At 73.2% G+C, this 15048-nt stretch carries 13 protein-coding genes; 5 read left to right on the plus strand and 8 right to left on the minus strand.

The annotated features are described in order from the left end of the window. Positions 1–24 precede the first annotated feature (24 nt). Complete coding sequence (locus ABD948_RS10355) at positions 25–294, plus strand: DUF2277 domain-containing protein (RefSeq protein WP_345265426.1); 270 nt, start codon at positions 25–27, stop codon at positions 292–294. A 16-nt stretch (positions 295–310) separates the two neighbouring features. Continuing rightward, the gene (locus ABD948_RS10360) at positions 311–1204 is read left to right on the plus strand and encodes an NAD-dependent protein deacetylase (RefSeq protein WP_345265428.1); all 894 of its coding nucleotides are present in this window, start codon (positions 311–313) and stop codon (positions 1202–1204) included. Here the strand turns inward: ABD948_RS10360 and ABD948_RS10365 are convergent. After that, positions 1186–1578 (minus strand): DUF3592 domain-containing protein, encoded by a 393-nt coding sequence (locus ABD948_RS10365; RefSeq protein ID WP_345265430.1) that lies wholly within the window; start codon positions 1576–1578, stop codon positions 1186–1188. The two genes, ABD948_RS10360 and ABD948_RS10365, sit on opposite strands and share 19 nt — an antisense overlap. A gap of 19 nt (positions 1579–1597) precedes the next feature. Further along, entirely contained in the window at positions 1598–2284 is a 687-nt protein-coding gene (locus ABD948_RS10370; RefSeq protein ID WP_345265432.1) for an iron-dependent transcriptional repressor DtxR, read from the minus strand. Between the two features lie 57 nt (positions 2285–2341). Between ABD948_RS10370 and ABD948_RS10375 the strand changes: the two genes are divergently transcribed. From ABD948_RS10375 to ABD948_RS10385, 3 genes are read left to right on the plus strand one after another with little or no spacing between them, the layout of a single operon-like run. Beyond that, positions 2342–3688 carry a cryptochrome/photolyase family protein gene (locus ABD948_RS10375; RefSeq protein ID WP_345265434.1) on the plus strand — a complete coding sequence of 449 codons (1347 nt, stop codon included), beginning with the start codon at positions 2342–2344 and terminating at the stop codon, positions 3686–3688. After that, entirely contained in the window at positions 3685–4425 is a 741-nt protein-coding gene (locus ABD948_RS10380) for a hypothetical protein (protein ID WP_345265436.1), read from the plus strand. Before ABD948_RS10375 ends, ABD948_RS10380 begins: the two co-directional genes overlap by 4 nt. Before the next feature lie 49 nt (positions 4426–4474). Next, positions 4475–6118: a glycoside hydrolase family 13 protein gene (locus ABD948_RS10385; protein ID WP_345265438.1), complete on the plus strand. Its 1644-nt coding sequence runs from the start codon at positions 4475–4477 to the stop codon at positions 6116–6118. Positions 6119–6161: 43 nt separating this feature from the next. Here the strand turns inward: ABD948_RS10385 and ABD948_RS10390 are convergent, their stop codons facing one another. The 6 genes from ABD948_RS10390 to ABD948_RS10415 all read right to left on the minus strand — a co-directional run bounded on the left by ABD948_RS10390 (position 6162) and on the right by ABD948_RS10415 (position 15044). Beyond that, on the minus strand, positions 6162–6620 hold the full coding sequence (locus tag ABD948_RS10390; protein ID WP_345265440.1) for a MarR family winged helix-turn-helix transcriptional regulator: 459 nt from the start codon (positions 6618–6620) through the stop codon (positions 6162–6164). Continuing rightward, a complete protein-coding gene (locus ABD948_RS10395; RefSeq protein ID WP_345265442.1) occupies positions 6617–8329 on the minus strand; it encodes an MDR family MFS transporter in 1713 nt (570 codons plus the stop codon). Before ABD948_RS10395 ends, ABD948_RS10390 begins: the two co-directional genes overlap by 4 nt. A 328-nt stretch (positions 8330–8657) precedes the next feature. Beyond that, complete coding sequence (locus ABD948_RS10400) at positions 8658–10634, minus strand: ABC transporter ATP-binding protein (RefSeq protein WP_345265444.1); 1977 nt, start codon at positions 10632–10634, stop codon at positions 8658–8660. Continuing rightward, complete coding sequence (locus ABD948_RS10405) at positions 10631–12364, minus strand: ABC transporter ATP-binding protein (protein ID WP_345265446.1); 1734 nt, start codon at positions 12362–12364, stop codon at positions 10631–10633. The genes ABD948_RS10400 and ABD948_RS10405 overlap by 4 nt, the downstream gene beginning before the upstream one ends. Next, a complete protein-coding gene (locus tag ABD948_RS10410; RefSeq protein ID WP_345265448.1) occupies positions 12364–12951 on the minus strand; it encodes a TetR/AcrR family transcriptional regulator in 588 nt (195 codons plus the stop codon). The genes ABD948_RS10405 and ABD948_RS10410 overlap by 1 nt, the downstream gene beginning before the upstream one ends. Positions 12952–13214: 263 nt before the next feature. Beyond that, positions 13215–15044, minus strand: a complete 1830-nt coding sequence (locus ABD948_RS10415) for a CapA family protein (protein WP_345265450.1) — start codon at positions 15042–15044, stop codon at positions 13215–13217. Between the last annotated feature and the right edge of the window lie 4 nt (positions 15045–15048).

The following is a 15048-nucleotide window of genomic DNA, read 5'->3' on the forward strand; positions in this document are numbered from 1 at the left end:
CGGGCTCCGACGTAACCTGGGGCCATGTGCCGCAACATCCGCCAGCTCCACAACTTCGCGCCACCGGCCACCGAGGACGAGGTGACGGCGGCCGCGCTGCAGTACGTGCGCAAGGTGAGCGGGTCCGCGAAGCCCTCGCAGGCCAACCAGGCGGCCTTCGACCGCGCCGTCGCCGAGATCGCCCACGTGACCCGGCACCTGCTCGACGACCTGGTCACCACCGCCCCGCCCAAGGACCGCGAGGTCGAGGCCGAGAAGGCGCGCGCCCGGGCGGCGGTGCGCTACGGCCGCTGACAGCGGGCCGGCGCCGATGACGATCCGTCCGCGCACGACCCCGCCCGGCACCGCGACCGCGGGCAGCGGCCCGCGACCGCACGCGGGCACCCTCGACGACGTCCGCGACCTGCTGCACGACCGCGAGCTCGTGGTGCTCACCGGCGCCGGGCTCTCCACCGACTCCGGGATCCCCGACTACCGCGGACCGGGGTCGCCGAGCCGCCAGCCGATGACCTTCCAGGAGTTCGTGGGCGGCGAGGCGGCCCAGCAGCGCTACTGGGCACGCAGCCACGTGGGCTGGGCGCGGATGCGCGGCGCCGAGCCGAACGCCGGGCACCGCGCGGTGGCGGCCCTGGACCCGCGGCTGCTGATCACCCAGAACGTCGACGGGCTGCACGAGGCGGCGGGCTCACGCCGGGTGGTCGCGCTGCACGGCCGCATTGCCGAGGTGGTGTGCCTGGACTGCCGGGTCACCTCCCCCCGCACGCGCCTGCAGGAGCGGCTGGCAGCAGCCAACCCCGACTGGCTCAGCCGCCACGCCGGCGCCGAGGCGCGGCCCGACGGCGACGTCGACCTCGAGGACACCCGCGACTTCGACGTGCCGGGCTGCGAGGTGTGCGGCGGCGTGCTCAAGCCCGACGTCGTGTTCTTCGGTGAGAACGTGCCCGCCGAGCGGGTCGCGCGCTGCTACGCCGCCGTCGACGTCCTGGGTCCCGACGGCGGTGCCCTGGTGGTCGCCGGCTCGAGCCTGACGGTGATGAGCGGGCTGCGGTTCGTGCGTCGCGCGGCGAAGGCCGGCACGCCGGTGGTGATCGTCAACCGGGGAGCGACCCGCGGCGACGAGCTCGCGACGCTGACGCTCGACGCAGGGTGCTCGACGGTGCTGCCCGTGCTCGCGCAGGACGCCGCTCAGCGGGTCGCGACGTAGGCGGCGGCCAGCACCACCTCGGCGGCGACCGCGATGCTCACCAGCACCCAACCGACCCACACGTAGACGACTCCGGAGTAGCCGGCGGTGTCGATGCGCGCCCGACCCGGCGCCTGCGGGTCGTAGCGCACCGGCACCACCGTGCCGACCGACGGCGGGAAGCTGTCGGAGCCGCGCACCATGCGCACCCGGTGCTCGGCGCCCCGGTGGTCGCGGAAGACGAACACCGGCATCATCAGTCCGGTGTGCTCGACGACGAGCCCCTGCGTGCTCACCCACCCCTGCACGTGACGACGCATCCCCGCCGCGACGGTCAGGAAGATCCCCCCGATCAGGGCGGGGATCAGTGGGATCAGCAGCAGAGCGGGCGGCACGCCGCCAGTCTCACATCACTCACATGCGGGTGACGAAGATGTGGTCGGCGGCCTCCGGGACGATCTCGGCGGTCTCGCCGCCCGAGCCCACGAGCACGCCCTCCTCGGTGGCCACGATCGTGATCGTCTTGTCCGGCATCGCCCCCACGCGGCGCATGGCGCTCATCAGGTGCTCGTCCTTCTGCATCTCCTCGGAGATGCGACGCACCAGCACCCGGCCCTCGTCGGCGCTCGCGGCCTTGGAGAGCGACTCGACGCCGTCCATGAACTGCTCGCCCACGGCGCTCTGTCCCAGCTCGTCCAGGCCGGGGATCGGGTTGCCGTACGGCGACTCGGTGGGGCTGTCGAGCAGCTCCAGGAGCCGGCGCTCCACGTTCTCGGAGATCACGTGCTCCCAGCGGCACGCCTCCTCGTGGACCAGCTCCCAGTCCAGGCCGATCACGTCGGTGAGCAGCCGCTCGGCGAGCCGGTGCTTGCGCATCACCCGGGTGGCCAGGCGGCGACCCTCCTCGGTGAGCTCGAGGTGCCGGTCGCCCTCGACGGTGACCAGGCCGTCGCGCTCCATGCGCGCCACCGTCTGCGAGACCGTGGGGCCGCTCTGGTGCAGCCGCTCGGCGATGCGCGCCCGCAGGGGGACGATCCCCTCCTCCACGAGCTCGTAGATCGTGCGCAGGTACATCTCGGTGGTGTCGATGAGGTCGCTCACGAGAACCATTCTTACCCATCCGGCGTGAGTGCGGCACCGGCTGGCAACCTGGAGGGCGTGGCTGAGCGATCGACGAGCGTGATGTGGTTCCGGCGCGACCTGCGACTGCGCGACAACCCCGCGCTGCTCGAGGCGTGCAGCGAGGGCGCCGTGCTGCCCCTGTTCGTGCTCGACCCGGCGCTGTGGGGCCCGGCCGGCCCCTCGCGCCGGGCGTACCTGGGCGCCTCGCTGCGCGACCTGGCCGACCGGATCCCGCTGCAGGTGGTGCGCGGCGACCCGGCGCGCCGCGTGGTGCTCGCGGCCAAGCACGTGGGCGCGGAACGGGTGCACGTGGCGGCCGACTACGGCCCCCACGGCGGCGAGCGCGACGAAGCCGTGGCAGCGGCCCTGGCCGAGGCCGGCATCGAGCTGGTGCGCACCGGCTCGCCGTACGCGGTGGCACCCGGCACCGTGACCTCCGGCAGCGGCACTCCCTTCAAGGTCTACACCCCCTTCTCGCGCGCCTGGGCCGAGCACGGCTGGGCCGACCCGGCCCCGGCCCCGCGCTCCCCCGACTGGATCGACACCCTGCCCGACACCACCGACATCCCCGACCCCTCGCTGCCGGACGGGCTCGAGCTGCCGCCGGCCGGCGAGGCCGCGGCCCGTCGTCGCTGGAAGTCCTTCCTGGAGGACGTCGCGGGCTACGACGACGCCCGCGACAAGCCGGCCCTCGACGCCACCTCGCGCATGTCGGCGCACCTGAAGTGGGGCGAGATCCACCCCCGCACCATGCTCGCCGACCTGCAGCCGCTGCGCTCCGAGGGCGCCGCCACCTTCCGCAAGGAGATCGCCTGGCGCGAGTTCTACGCCGACGTGCTGCACGCCCAGCCCCACACCGCCCGCGAGTACCTCAAGCCCGAGTTCGCACGGATGCGGTACGAGGACCCCCGGAGCAGGGGCAGCCACCTGCGCGAGTGGCAGGAGGGCCGCACCGGCTTCCCGATCGTGGACGCCGGCATGCGCCAGCTGCGCGCCACCGGCTGGATGCACAACCGCGTGCGGATGATCGTGGCCAGCTTCCTGGTCAAGGACCTGCACCTGGAGTGGCAGGTGGGCGCCCGCCACTTCATGCACTGGCTCTGCGACGGCGACCTGGCCTCCAACCAGCACGGCTGGCAGTGGACCGCCGGCTGCGGCACCGACGCCGCGCCCTACTTCCGGGTCTTCAACCCCACCAGCCAGGGCCGCAAGTTCGACCCCCAGGGTGAGTACGTGCGCCGCTGGGTGCCCGAGCTCGCCGACGTCGCCGACCCTCACGAGCCCAGCAGCGACGACCGCGACCTCGTGGGCTACCCCGAGCCCGTCGTCGACCACAAGGCCGAGCGTCGCGAGGCGCTGGACCGCTGGGAGGAGATCCGGTGAGCACCCCACCGCCGATGACGCTCACCGTGCCTGCCCGGTTCTGCGGCCCGCCCCGTTCGGGCAACGGCGGCTGGACGGCGGGCGCCGTCGCCGCCGCCCTGCTCGCCGAGCTGGGGCGCGAAACCGCCGTCCGCGTGGCACTGCGGATGCCACCGCCCCTCGACACCCCGTTCGACCTGGCACGTGACGGCGAGGAGCTCACCGCCCGCCACGACGGCGCCGTCGTCGCGACGGCACGACCCGGCGAGGAGCCGACGCCGGTGGCGCCGGTCGACGTCGAGGAGGCCCGGGAGGCCGAGGCCCGCTACCCCGGCCTGGCCCGCCACCCCTTCCCGACCTGCGTGGTGTGCGGCACCGGCCGCGAGCCGGGCGACGGGCTGCGCCTGTTCACCGGTCCGCTGACGGGCGACCGCTCGGCCGCCACCTGGACCCCGGACCCCTCGCTGGCACCCGGGGCGAACGCCCAGGATGTCGGCACCGCCGTCACCTGGGCCGCCGTCGACTGCCCGGGCGCGTGGGCCGCCGACATCGGCGAGCGCCTGATGGTGCTGGGCACCATGACCGCGCGGGTGCACCACCCCGCCGTCGTCGGCGAGGAGCACGTGGTGGTGGGTGAGCTGCGCGGGCGCGAGGGCCGCAAGACCTTCACCGGCGCCAGCCTCTACAGCCCCTCCGGAGCGCTGGTGGCCGCGGCCGAGCATGTGTGGATCTCGGTCGACGCCGCGGACTTCACGTGACACCCGCTCGCGACCTACGCTTGTCGCCATGGCCGATTTGAACGATCCAATGACCGCGCCGACCCGACGCGAGTGGTGGCGCGACGCCGTCGTCTACCAGGTCTACGTGCGCAGCTTCGCCGACGCCGACGGTGACGGCGTGGGCGACCTGCCCGGCATCACCTCGCGCCTGCCGCACCTGCGCGACCTCGGCGTCGACGCGGTCTGGCTCACGCCGTTCTACACCTCGCCGCAGCACGACCACGGCTACGACGTCGCCGACTACCGCGACGTCGACCCCCGCTTCGGCACGCTGGCCGACGCCGACGCGCTGGTCGCGCGCGCCCGCGAGCTGGACCTCAAGGTGATCGTCGACCTGGTGCCCAACCACACCAGCAACGAGCACGTCTGGTTCCAGCAGGCACTGGCCGCCGAGCCCGGCAGCCCCGAGCGCGCCCGCTACCTGTTCCGCACCGGTCGCGACGGCGGTGAGAGCCCGCCGAACAACTGGATGTCGGTCTTCGGCGGCCACGCCTGGACCCGCGTCGAGGGCAGCGACCAGTGGTACCTGCACCTCTTCGACTCCACGCAGCCCGACCTCGACTGGACCAACCCCGAGGTCGGCGACATGTTCGAGGAGGTGCTCCGCTTCTGGCTCGACCGCGGTGTCGACGGCTTCCGCGTCGACGTCGCCCACGGCCTGATCAAGGCCGAGGGGCTGCGCGACCAGGTCGTCACGCCGGCCGAGCAGGAGCGGCGCGACCTCGCCGAGGCCGGCGGCCTGGACGAGGACGGCTCGATGATCGACCCGCCCGACCTGGCCGACGAGCCGATGTGGGACCAGCCCGGTGTCCACGAGGTCTACCGCCGCTGGAACGCCGTGCTCGCCGAGTACCCCGGTCACCGGATGGCCGTGGCCGAGGCCTGGGCGCGCACCCCGGACGCCGTCGCCGCCTACGTGCGCCCCGACGAGCTCAACCAGGCCTTCAACTTCGCGTGGCTGCTTTCCCCGTGGGAGGCCGCCTCGTTCGCCGAGGTCGTGACGACGACGCTGACCGCCGTCGAGGCCGTCGGCGGCGCTCCCACCTGGGTGCTCAGCAACCACGACGTCAACCGGCACGTGACCCGCTACGGCGGCGGCGCCCAGGGCCTCGCGCGGGCGCGCGCGGCCACCCTGGTCTCGCTGGCCCTGCCCGGCTCGGCCTACCTCTACCAGGGCGAGGAGCTGGGCCTCGAGGAGGTCGACGTCGCCCCGGAGCACCGCCAGGACCCCTCCTGGTTCCGCACCGGAAAGGTCGGTCGCGACGGCTGCCGCGTGCCGATCCCGTGGTCGGGCCAGGAGCCGCCGTTCGGCTTCGGTCCTGGCACCGAGCAGCCCTGGATCCCCCAGCCCGCCGACTGGGCCGGGCTGACCGTCGAGGCGCAGGACGACGACCCCGCCTCGACCCTCACGTTCTACCGCGCCGCGCTGGCGGCCCGGCGCGAGCTGGTGCACGACCTGCCCACCACCGCCACCGCCACTGCGGTCGGCGACGTGCTGGTGGTGCGCCGCGGTGGGCTGACCGCGGTGCTCAACTGCGGTGCCGAGCCCGCCGCGCTGGCCGAGGTGCTCGGCGTCGGCGCGGACGCGGTGCCCGAGGCGGTCGTCGGCACTGCGCCGGTGACCGACGGCCTGCTCCCGGGCGACGCGGCGGTGTGGCTGCGCGAGGTCTGAGGCGCTCGCGGGAGGCACCGCCACCACCTGGCGACGCGGCGGCTCAACCCTCCTCGGCCGGGGGCCCCACGGTGGCGTTGTAGCGGCCGAGCACGGCCACCAGGTCGGCGAGCTCGTCGTCGGACCACTGACCGAGGCGCTCGTCGAGGCGCTTGCGGCGGTGGGCGTCGAGGTCGGCCATCCGGGTGCGGGCCTCGTCGGTCACGCTGAGCAGGGTGGCGCGGCCGTCGACCGGGTCGGGGCTTCCCTCGACCAGGCCGAGCGAGGCCAGGTGCGACACCTGGCGGCTGATGGCGCCCTTGTCGACGTCGAAGACCTCCGCCATCGACGAGGCACGCAGCGGGCCGTGGGCGGCCACGTGTCGCAGCATCAGGTAGGTGGCCGGCTGCAGCGACTCGTGGGTGGCGCGGGCGCGCTCGCCGATGACGCGGCGCACCCGGCGCAGCAGGATCGCGAACTCCTGCTCAAGCGCCATCAGGGTCTCCTCGCGGTCCCCGCTCATCGGGCGTGCCGCCCGCCGCTCTCGCCGCGGTGCGCACCTGCCGGAGCCGCCTCGTGGGAGTCGGCCGCGACCTCGACGCTCGGCTCGGTCGCCGCGGCCGTGGGCACGCCGTCGGCGTCGCGCGCCGGCGAGTCGACGTCGAGCGTGGTGCGCAGCGGCACCTCGCGGATGCCGAGCACGGCCAGCAGCGCGAGCACCGCGAAGGGCACAGCCACCAGGAAGATGTGGCCGGTGGCCTCGCCGAAGGCGCTCTCGAAGATCGCCCGGGCAGGGGCCGGGAGCGTGCTGAGGTCGGGGATGGCGTGGCTCTCGTGCTCGACCGCGCCGGAGCCGCCGGCGGCCGCGGTGGCCTCGGCCACCGTGCTCGCCACGCGCGAGCTGAGGATCGCGCCCAGGACCGAGACGCCGATCGAGCCGCCCATCGAGCGGAAGAAGGCGACCACCGAGCTGGCGGCACCCATGTCGGCCTGCGCGGTGTTGTTCTGCACCGCCAGCACCAGGTTCTGCATGGTGGCGCCCAGGCCCAGGCCCAGCACCGCCATGAACAGTCCGACGAGGACCAGGGAGGTCTGCTCGTCGATGGTGGAGAGCAGCGCGAGGCCGGTGATCACCAGCACCATGCCGCCCACGAGGTAGCGCTTCCAGTAGCCGGTGGCGCTGATGATCCGGCCGGTGCTGATGCTCGAGACCAGCAGGCCGCCCACCATGGCGATCGACATCAGGCCGGCGTGGGTGGGGCTCATGCCGCGGGCGAGCTGGAAGTACTGGCTGAGGTACACGGTCGAGCCGAACATCGCCAGACCGATCAGCACGGAGGCCAGGGTGGCCAGGCTCGTGGTGCGGTCGCGGAAGAGTCGCAGCGGGACGACGGGCTCGCTGGCCACCCGGCCCTCCACGTACAAGGCGGCACCGATGACGACGACGCCCGCGGCCACGAGGACGGCGGTGGTGGCCGAGGCCCAGGCGAACTGCTGGCCGGCCAGGCTGACCCACACGAGCAGGATGCTGACGCCGGCGACGATCAGCGTGGCGCCGAGGTAGTCGATCTTGACGGGGCGCTTGACCACGGGCAGGTGCAGCTTGACCTGCAGCACCGCGAACGCCAGCGCCGCCACGGGCAGACCGACGAAGAAGGTGCCGCGCCAGCCGAGGGGGCTGTCGACGATCAGGCCGCCGATGAGCGGACCGCTGACGGTGGCGAGCGCGAACACGGCGCCGATGTAGCCCGAGTAGCGACCACGCTCGCGCGGGCTCACCATGCTCGCGATGACCACCTGCACCAGTGCCGTCAGACCGCCGACGCCGAGCCCCTGCACGACGCGGGCGCCGATCAGCATCTCCATGCTGGTGGCGAAGCCCGCGATCAGGGAGCCGATCGAGTAGATGACCAGCGCGGTCTGCACCAGCAGCTTCTTGCTGAACAGGTCGGCGAGCTTGCCCCAGATGGGCGTGGTCGCGGTCATCGCCAGCAGCGTGGCCACCACCACCCAGGTGTAGCCGGTCTGGCTGCCCTCGAGGTCGGTCACGATGCGTGGCAGCGCGTTGGTGACCACGGTGCTGGAGAGCATCGCCACGAACATGGCGAGCAGCAGGCCGCTGAGGGCCTCCAGCACCTCGCGGTGCGACATCTGCGGCGCGGGCGCCGTGGCGGAGCTGCCGGGAGGCTCGGTGGGGCTGGTCAGGGTCACGGTGGTGTCGGCTCGATCCATGCTGGGCGAAAGGTTGACGCAGGCAACTTTATTCCGCGGATGGTTGCCGTGGCCAACGAGTGTGGCCCACGACACCTGAGATCGCGCCGGGCCCGGGAACGCAGACGACCCGCAGGCACTGGCTCGCCGTCCCGGTGGACCGGGACCTGCGGGCCGCTCCGGCGGACGTGGAGCCGGATCGCCTGCGGGTCGGGTGACTGCGGTGGATTCACCAGCAGCCGGTCGGGCGGTTGCACCCGACTGATGCTGGGCTGCTAGCGGGCAGCCACCTCACGCGTCCAAGAAGAACTCATTCTTCGGACCACCTCCTTTCCCGTGTACGGAAAGCCTAGGTCGGCCGGCCCGCCGGCACAACGGGATTCTCGTGGCCGGTCACGGCGGCCTCGGCGGTCCCGACGCCGTCCACCGGCGCGCCCCCGGCGCCCGAGCGGTGCAGGCGCGCGTAGGCGCCCTCGGCCGCCAGCAGCGCGGCGTGCGTGCCCTGCTCGACGATCCGCCCGTCCTCCATGACGACGATCAGGTCGGCGTCGCGGATCGTGGAGAGGCGGTGGGCGATCACGAACGAGGTGCGGTCGCTGCGCAGCGCCGCCATCGCCCGCTGCACCAGCACCTCGGTGCGGGTGTCGACCGAGGAGGTCGCCTCGTCCAGGATCAGCAGCGCCGGGTCGGCCAGGAAGGCCCGCGCGATCGTGAGCAGCTGCCGCTCCCCCGCGGAGAGGTTGCCGCCGTCCTCGTCGACGACGGTGTCGTAGCCCTCGGGCAGCGACTGCACGAAGCGGTCCACGTAGGTGGCCCGTGCCGCGGCCAGCACCTCCTCCTCGGTCGCGCCGGGCCGGCCGTAGGCGATGTTGTCGCGCAGCGTGCCGCCGAAGAGCCACGCGTCCTGCAGCACCATGCCCGTGCGGCCGCGCAGCTCGTCGCGGGGCAGGGCGGCGATGTCGACGCCGTCGAGGGTGATCCGACCGGCGTCGAGCTCGTAGAAGCGCATCACCAGGTTGACCAGCGTGGTCTTGCCGGCACCCGTGGGGCCCACGATCGCGATCGTCTGGCCGGGTGCCGCGACCAGCGAGAGGTCCTCGATCAGCGGCTCCGCGGGGTCGTAGGAGAACGACACGTGCTCGAAGCGCACCTCGCCGCGACCGCCCGGCGGCAGGCTCGCCGCCGCCGCACCCACGGCGTCCGGGGTCTGCTCGGGGGCGTCGAGCAGCTCGAAGACCCGCTCGGCCGAGGCGACGCCGGACTGCAGCAGGTTGATCATCGAGGCGATCGTCGTCAGCGGCTGCGTGAACTGGCGCGTGTACTGGATGAACGCCTGCACCTCGCCCAGCGAGAGCGTGCCGGAGGCCACCCGCAGACCGCCGACGACGGCGATGACGACGTAGTTGAGGTTCCCGACGAACATCATCACCGGCATGATCAGCCCGCTCACCAGCTGGGCGCGCCACGAGGCGTCGTAGAGGGCGTCGTTCTGCTCGGCGAAGGCCTCCTCGACCTCGCGACGGCGACCGAACACGGTGACCAGCGCGTGGCCCGAGATCGACTCCTCGATGTGCGCGTTGAGCTGACCGGTGCGGCGCCATTGCGCCACGAACTGGGTCTGCGAGTGCCGCATGATCCGGCTGGTGACCCACATCGAGATCGGCACCGAGACGAGCGCGATCAGCGCCAGCACCGGGCTGATCCACAGCATCATCGAGAGCACCGCCACCACCGTGAGCAGGGAGGTGAGCAGCTGGCTCATCGTCTGCTGCAGTGTCTGGGAGACGTTGTCGATGTCGTTGGTGACGCGCGAGAGCAGCTCGCCGCGCGGCTGCCGGTCCACGTACTCCAGCGGCAGCCGGTGCACCTTGTCCTCGACGTCGGAGCGCAGCCGACGCACGGTCCCCTGCACCACGTCGTTGAGCACGTAGCCCTGCAGCCACGAGAGCAGCGAGGCCACCACGTAGACACCGAGCACGAGCAGCAGCACGTCGCGGACGGCGTCGAAGTCGATCGGCCGCTCCGCCAGGAAGCCGTCGAAGATGATGTCGGTGGCCTCGCCCAGCAGGCGCGGCCCGAGCGCGGTCAGCCCCACGCTCGCCACGGCCAGCACCACGACGGCGACCGCCCGGCCGCGCTGCGGGCGCAACCGGCCCAGCAGACGGCGCACCGAGGGCCCGAAGGTCATCGCCTTCTGGCCCACCATGCCCCCGCCCATGGGGCCGCGGCCAGGACCACCGGTCGAGACCATCCGCTCGGTCTCCTGCAGCTCGCCGCCCTCGCGGCCGGCGCGGGTCGGCTCGCTCGTCGGCCGGGTCGTCGTCATGCCGCCTCCTCGACGCCGTGCTGGCTGGCGACGATCTCCTGGTAGGTGGGGTTGGCGGCGAGCAGCTCCTCGTGCGTGCCCGTGCCCACCACGGCGCCGTCGTCGAGCACGACGATGCGGTCGGCGTCGCGGATGCTGCTCACCCGCTGCGCCACCACCAGCACCGCCGCGTCACGCGTCTGCGGCGCCAGGGCGGCGCGCAGCCGGGCGTCGGTGGCCTGGTCGAGCGCGGAGAAGGCGTCGTCGAAGACGTAGATCTCCGGGCGGCGCAGCACCGCCCGCGCGATGGCGAGCCGCTGGCGCTGGCCGCCCGAGACGTTGCTGCCGCCCTGGGTGATCGGCGCCTCGAGGCCCTCGGGCACGGCCTCCACGAAGTCGCGCGCCTGCGCCACCTCGAGCGCCTGCCACAGCTCGTCGTCGGTGGCCTCCGGCCTGCCGTGGCGCAGGTTCTGGGCCACGGTGCCGGTGAAGAGGAAGGCGCGCTGGGGCACGAAGCCGACGCGCGACCAGAGCAGGTCGGGGTCGAGCTCCCGCACGTCGACGCCGTCGACGCGCACGGAGCCGGCGGTGGCGTCGATGAGCCGCGGCACCAGGTTCACCAGCGTGGACTTGCCGGCACCGGTGGCGCCGATGATCGCGACCGTCTCGCCCGGACGCACCTGCAGCGAGACGTCGCGCAGCACGGGCTGCGCGGCACCGGGGAACGTGAAGCCCACGCCCTCGAGGTCCAGGTGGCCGCGCAGCGACACCGCGGTGACCGGTCGTGCCGGCGGCACCACGCTCGAGGGGGTGTCGAGCACCTCGGCGATCCGGTCGGCGCACACCGCCGAGCGCGGCACCTGCATGAGCATGAAGGTGCCCATCATGACCGACATCAGGATCTGCATCAGGTAGCTGAGGAACGCCGTCAGCGCCCCCACCTGGGTCTCGCCGGAGTCGACGCGCAGCCCGCCGAACCAGATGACGGCGACGCTGGAGACGTTCACGACCAGCATCACCAGCGGGAACATCGTGGCCAGCCAGCGCCCGGCCCGCACCGAGACCTCGGTGAGGCTGTCGTTGGCCACCGCGAACCGCTCGCGCTCGAGCGGCTCGCGCACGAACGCGCGCACGACACGCAACCCGGTGACCTGCTCGCGCAGCACCCGGTTGACCTCGTCGATGCGCTCCTGCACCAGGCGGAAGCTGGGCACCATCTGCGACACGACGACCCCGACGCACAGGAAGAGCGCGGGCACCACGATCGCCAGCAGCCACGAGAGCCCGAGGTCCTCACGCATCGCCATCACGATGCCGCCGACCATCATGATCGGGACCGTGACGGCCATGGTGCTGCCCATCATCGCGAGCATCTGCACCTGCTGGACGTCGTTGGTGGTGCGGGTGATCAGCGAGGGCGCCCCCAGGGTGCCGACCTCGCGTCCTGAGAAGGCCATCACCTGGCCGAACACCGCTCCGCGCAGGTCGCGCCCGAAGGCCATCGCGGCGCGGGCGGCGAACCAGGTGGCCAGCACCGAGCAGACGATCTGCACCACCGAGACCGCGAGCATCACCCCGCCCAGGCGCCAGATCGTGTCGGTGTCGCCCACCGCGACGCCGTCGTCGATGATGTCGGCGTTCAGGCTGGGCAGGTAGAGCATCGCCACGGTGGCGCTGAGCTGCAGCACCACCACGATCGCCAGCCAGCGCCGGTAGGGCGCCAGGTGCGTGCGCAGGAGTCGGAGCAGCATCAGCGCTCCCCCTCGCGCAGCACGCCGTGCAGCACCACGTCGACGATCTCGGACGGCGTCAGCGGGCGCTGGTCGGAGACGTGCGGGTGGCTGCCCGAGAAGGTGAGCAGGCGCAGGTAGCGCACCACCTCCTCGGGGCTGACCCGGAAGCGGTCGGCGTCCGGCGCCACCAGCCGCAGCGGACCGCGCTCCGCGAGCCGGCGCCGCAGCTCGGGGCTCGGGGGCTCGGGCGGGCGCGGCACGGCCAGCGCCGTCATCAGCGCGAAGATCCCGACGAAGCGCTGCTGCAACAGCTCCGTGACGGCGATCAGCCGCTCGCGCAGAGGAAGGTGTGCATCGATGGCGTCGACCCCCGCGAAGAACGCGTCGGGGTCCATCTCGGCCTCGAGCACGGCAGCCACCAGGTCCTCCTTCGTGGCGAAGGCCCGGAACACGGTGCCCTCGGCGACGCCGGCCGCCTCCGCGATCTGCCGGGTGGTGGTGGCCTGCCCGCGCTCGACCAGCAGGGGCCGGGCCGCGGCCACGATCGCCGCCCGCCGCTCCTCGGGAGCCATCGCGGCGGCGCGCTCGCGCCGGGTCGTCGTCATGCCGCCAGCCTAGATGAGTGAGCACTCACTCCCAAGCGCTTTCCCGCCGACCCGTCCTGAATGCGCGTCAACAACACACCGACCCGTCCCTCGACGGGACGGGTCGACCGCCGAGCCGTGCGCACACGAGCCGGGTCGACCGCCGCGCCGTGCGCACACGAACCGGGTCGACCGCCGAGCCGTGCGCACACGAGCCGGGTCGACCGCCGAGCCGTGCGCACACGAGCCGGGTCGACGACCCAGCCGTGTGCCGGATGGTCGGATCAGCCGCGGTCGAAGTGCTGGTAGTCCGGCTCGCCGAAGTAGGCACCCCAGCGCCACCCGCGGCGCTCGAAGGCGCGGGTGACGACGTCGCCCGGCACGATCACCCCGGGTGCCGGCGGACGCGGACCGCTGCGGTCCATCCGCGCGAAGCGGTCTCCGGCGGGCGGCAGCACCTCCCCGCCCAGCACGTAGGGGTTCTGCACCGGGTTGAGGTCGAGCGCCCGTCCGTAGGCGTGCTGCGACCAGCTGGTGCTGCCCGCCACCGGTCGACAGTTGTAGCCCGAGCTGTTGTTGGCCGCCATGGAGCGGTTGTCGTCGCCGCCGTAGACGTCGACGAGCACCATCCGCTCGATCGGCCAGCGCGCCCGGTAGAGCTCGCGCATGATGCCGACCACGTCGTCGACGACGTCGGCGTTGACCACCACGCGGCCGGTGCGCACCTCGCCCTCGAAGTCGACGTGCGGCACCACCACCAGACGCAGGTCGTCGAAGCCGACGGGGCAGACCGCCGGTCGGTGGCTGACACCGGTCATCCGACGCTGCAGCTGCGGACTGATCGGCTTGACGCGCGCCTGGAAGGGCGGCGCGGCGGCGGGCGTGTCGGGCTGCTCGGTCGGCGCCGGGGTGGTCGGCGCCTCCGTGGCCTCGGGCTCCTCCGGCTCGCTCGGCGCCCGCGCAGCCCGCTCGCCGGGTGCCGGCGCCAAACCGGTGCAGCCACGCAGCTGACGCCAGTCGCGCCGAGCCTGTTGCCGTTCCGCACCCGTCACCCGCAGGGGGGCGCCACCCTCAGGCGTCCGGGCGGCGGGCTGCAGCTCGTCGTCGACCACCTGGCCGTCGCGCCAGCGCAGGGTGAGAACACCGCTCTCGGGACGCCGTCCGTGGTACCAGAAGAAGTCTCCCAGGCCGTAGGCCACATAGGTGTCGCCGATCATGCCGGCGCCCTGCAGGCGGTGGGCGTGCGAGCCCACGACGACGTCGGCGCCCGCCTCGGCGAGGCTGCTGGCCAGCTGCTGCTGCCACCCGGTGGGGCAGCTGCTGCCCTCCTCGCCCCAGTGCACGTACACGACCGTCACGTCGTCGCGCTGCGCCGACGTGCGCACCGCGCGCAGCAGTGGGCCGGCCTCACCCGGGCGAGCGGCGGCGAGACCGGGCCCGCGGCCCGCCGTCACCTCCCAGGTGGGGTCCACGCTCTCGCGCGGCGAGGCGTCGGCGGAGAAGACGGCCACGTCGGTGTTGCGCACGGTGGTGCGGTACGGCGTGTAGGCCTCACGGGGCGAGGCGCCCACACCCACCAGGGCGATCGGGCTGGTGCGACGGGCCGCGAGCGTCTGCCGCAGGCCGCGCGCGCCGTAGTCGGCGCCGTGGTTGTTGGAGATGGAGGCCACGTCGACACCCGAGCGGGCCAGCGTGCGCAACGCCGCCGGCGAGGTGCCGAACCAGTAGCGCAGCGACGGGTCCTCGAGCTCCTTGCTGGCCGGCTCGGGCACGTTGCGCGGGTCGATGAGCGCCGACTCCAGGTTGACCAGCGCGACGTCGGCCCAGCGCAGGCCCTGCGACATCTCACCCAGGGTCGAGCCACCGCGCTCGGGGTAGTCGACGAACGCGCCCTCGAAGTGCACGTCGCCGGCGAACGACAGCGTCACCTCTCCGGGAGGTGGGTCCTCGCCGGGCACGGGGTTGGCCAGGGAGCCGTTCGACTCCGACCCGCGGCCCTGCGACCGGTCGTCGGCCCCGCCGCGGTCCGACCGGTCCGCGCCGCTCGTGAGCACCAGCAGCGCGACCACGAGTGCGCCCGCGAGGAGCGCACCAGAGGCGTGACGACGTCGCACGTCG

This window comes from Nocardioides nanhaiensis, assembly GCF_039542785.1.
GTDB classification, from domain to species: domain Bacteria; phylum Actinomycetota; class Actinomycetes; order Propionibacteriales; family Nocardioidaceae; genus Nocardioides; species Nocardioides nanhaiensis.

Bases quoted from the DNA above. Each gene is read 5' to 3' on its own strand.
- ABD948_RS10355 (WP_345265426.1), top strand. From the start codon at position 25: ATGTGCCGCAACATCCGCCAGCTCCACAACTTCGCGCCACCGGCCACC.
- ABD948_RS10360 (WP_345265428.1), top strand. From the start codon at position 311: ATGACGATCCGTCCGCGCACGACCCCGCCCGGCACCGCGACCGCGGGC.
- ABD948_RS10385 (WP_345265438.1), top strand. From the start codon at position 4,475: ATGACCGCGCCGACCCGACGCGAGTGGTGGCGCGACGCCGTCGTCTAC.
- ABD948_RS10390 (WP_345265440.1), bottom strand. From the start codon at position 6,620: ATGAGCGGGGACCGCGAGGAGACCCTGATGGCGCTTGAGCAGGAGTTC.
- ABD948_RS10395 (WP_345265442.1), bottom strand. From the start codon at position 8,329: ATGGATCGAGCCGACACCACCGTGACCCTGACCAGCCCCACCGAGCCT.
- ABD948_RS10400 (WP_345265444.1), bottom strand. From the start codon at position 10,634: ATGACGACGACCCGGCCGACGAGCGAGCCGACCCGCGCCGGCCGCGAG.
- ABD948_RS10405 (WP_345265446.1), bottom strand. From the start codon at position 12,364: ATGCTGCTCCGACTCCTGCGCACGCACCTGGCGCCCTACCGGCGCTGG.
- ABD948_RS10410 (WP_345265448.1), bottom strand. From the start codon at position 12,951: ATGACGACGACCCGGCGCGAGCGCGCCGCCGCGATGGCTCCCGAGGAG.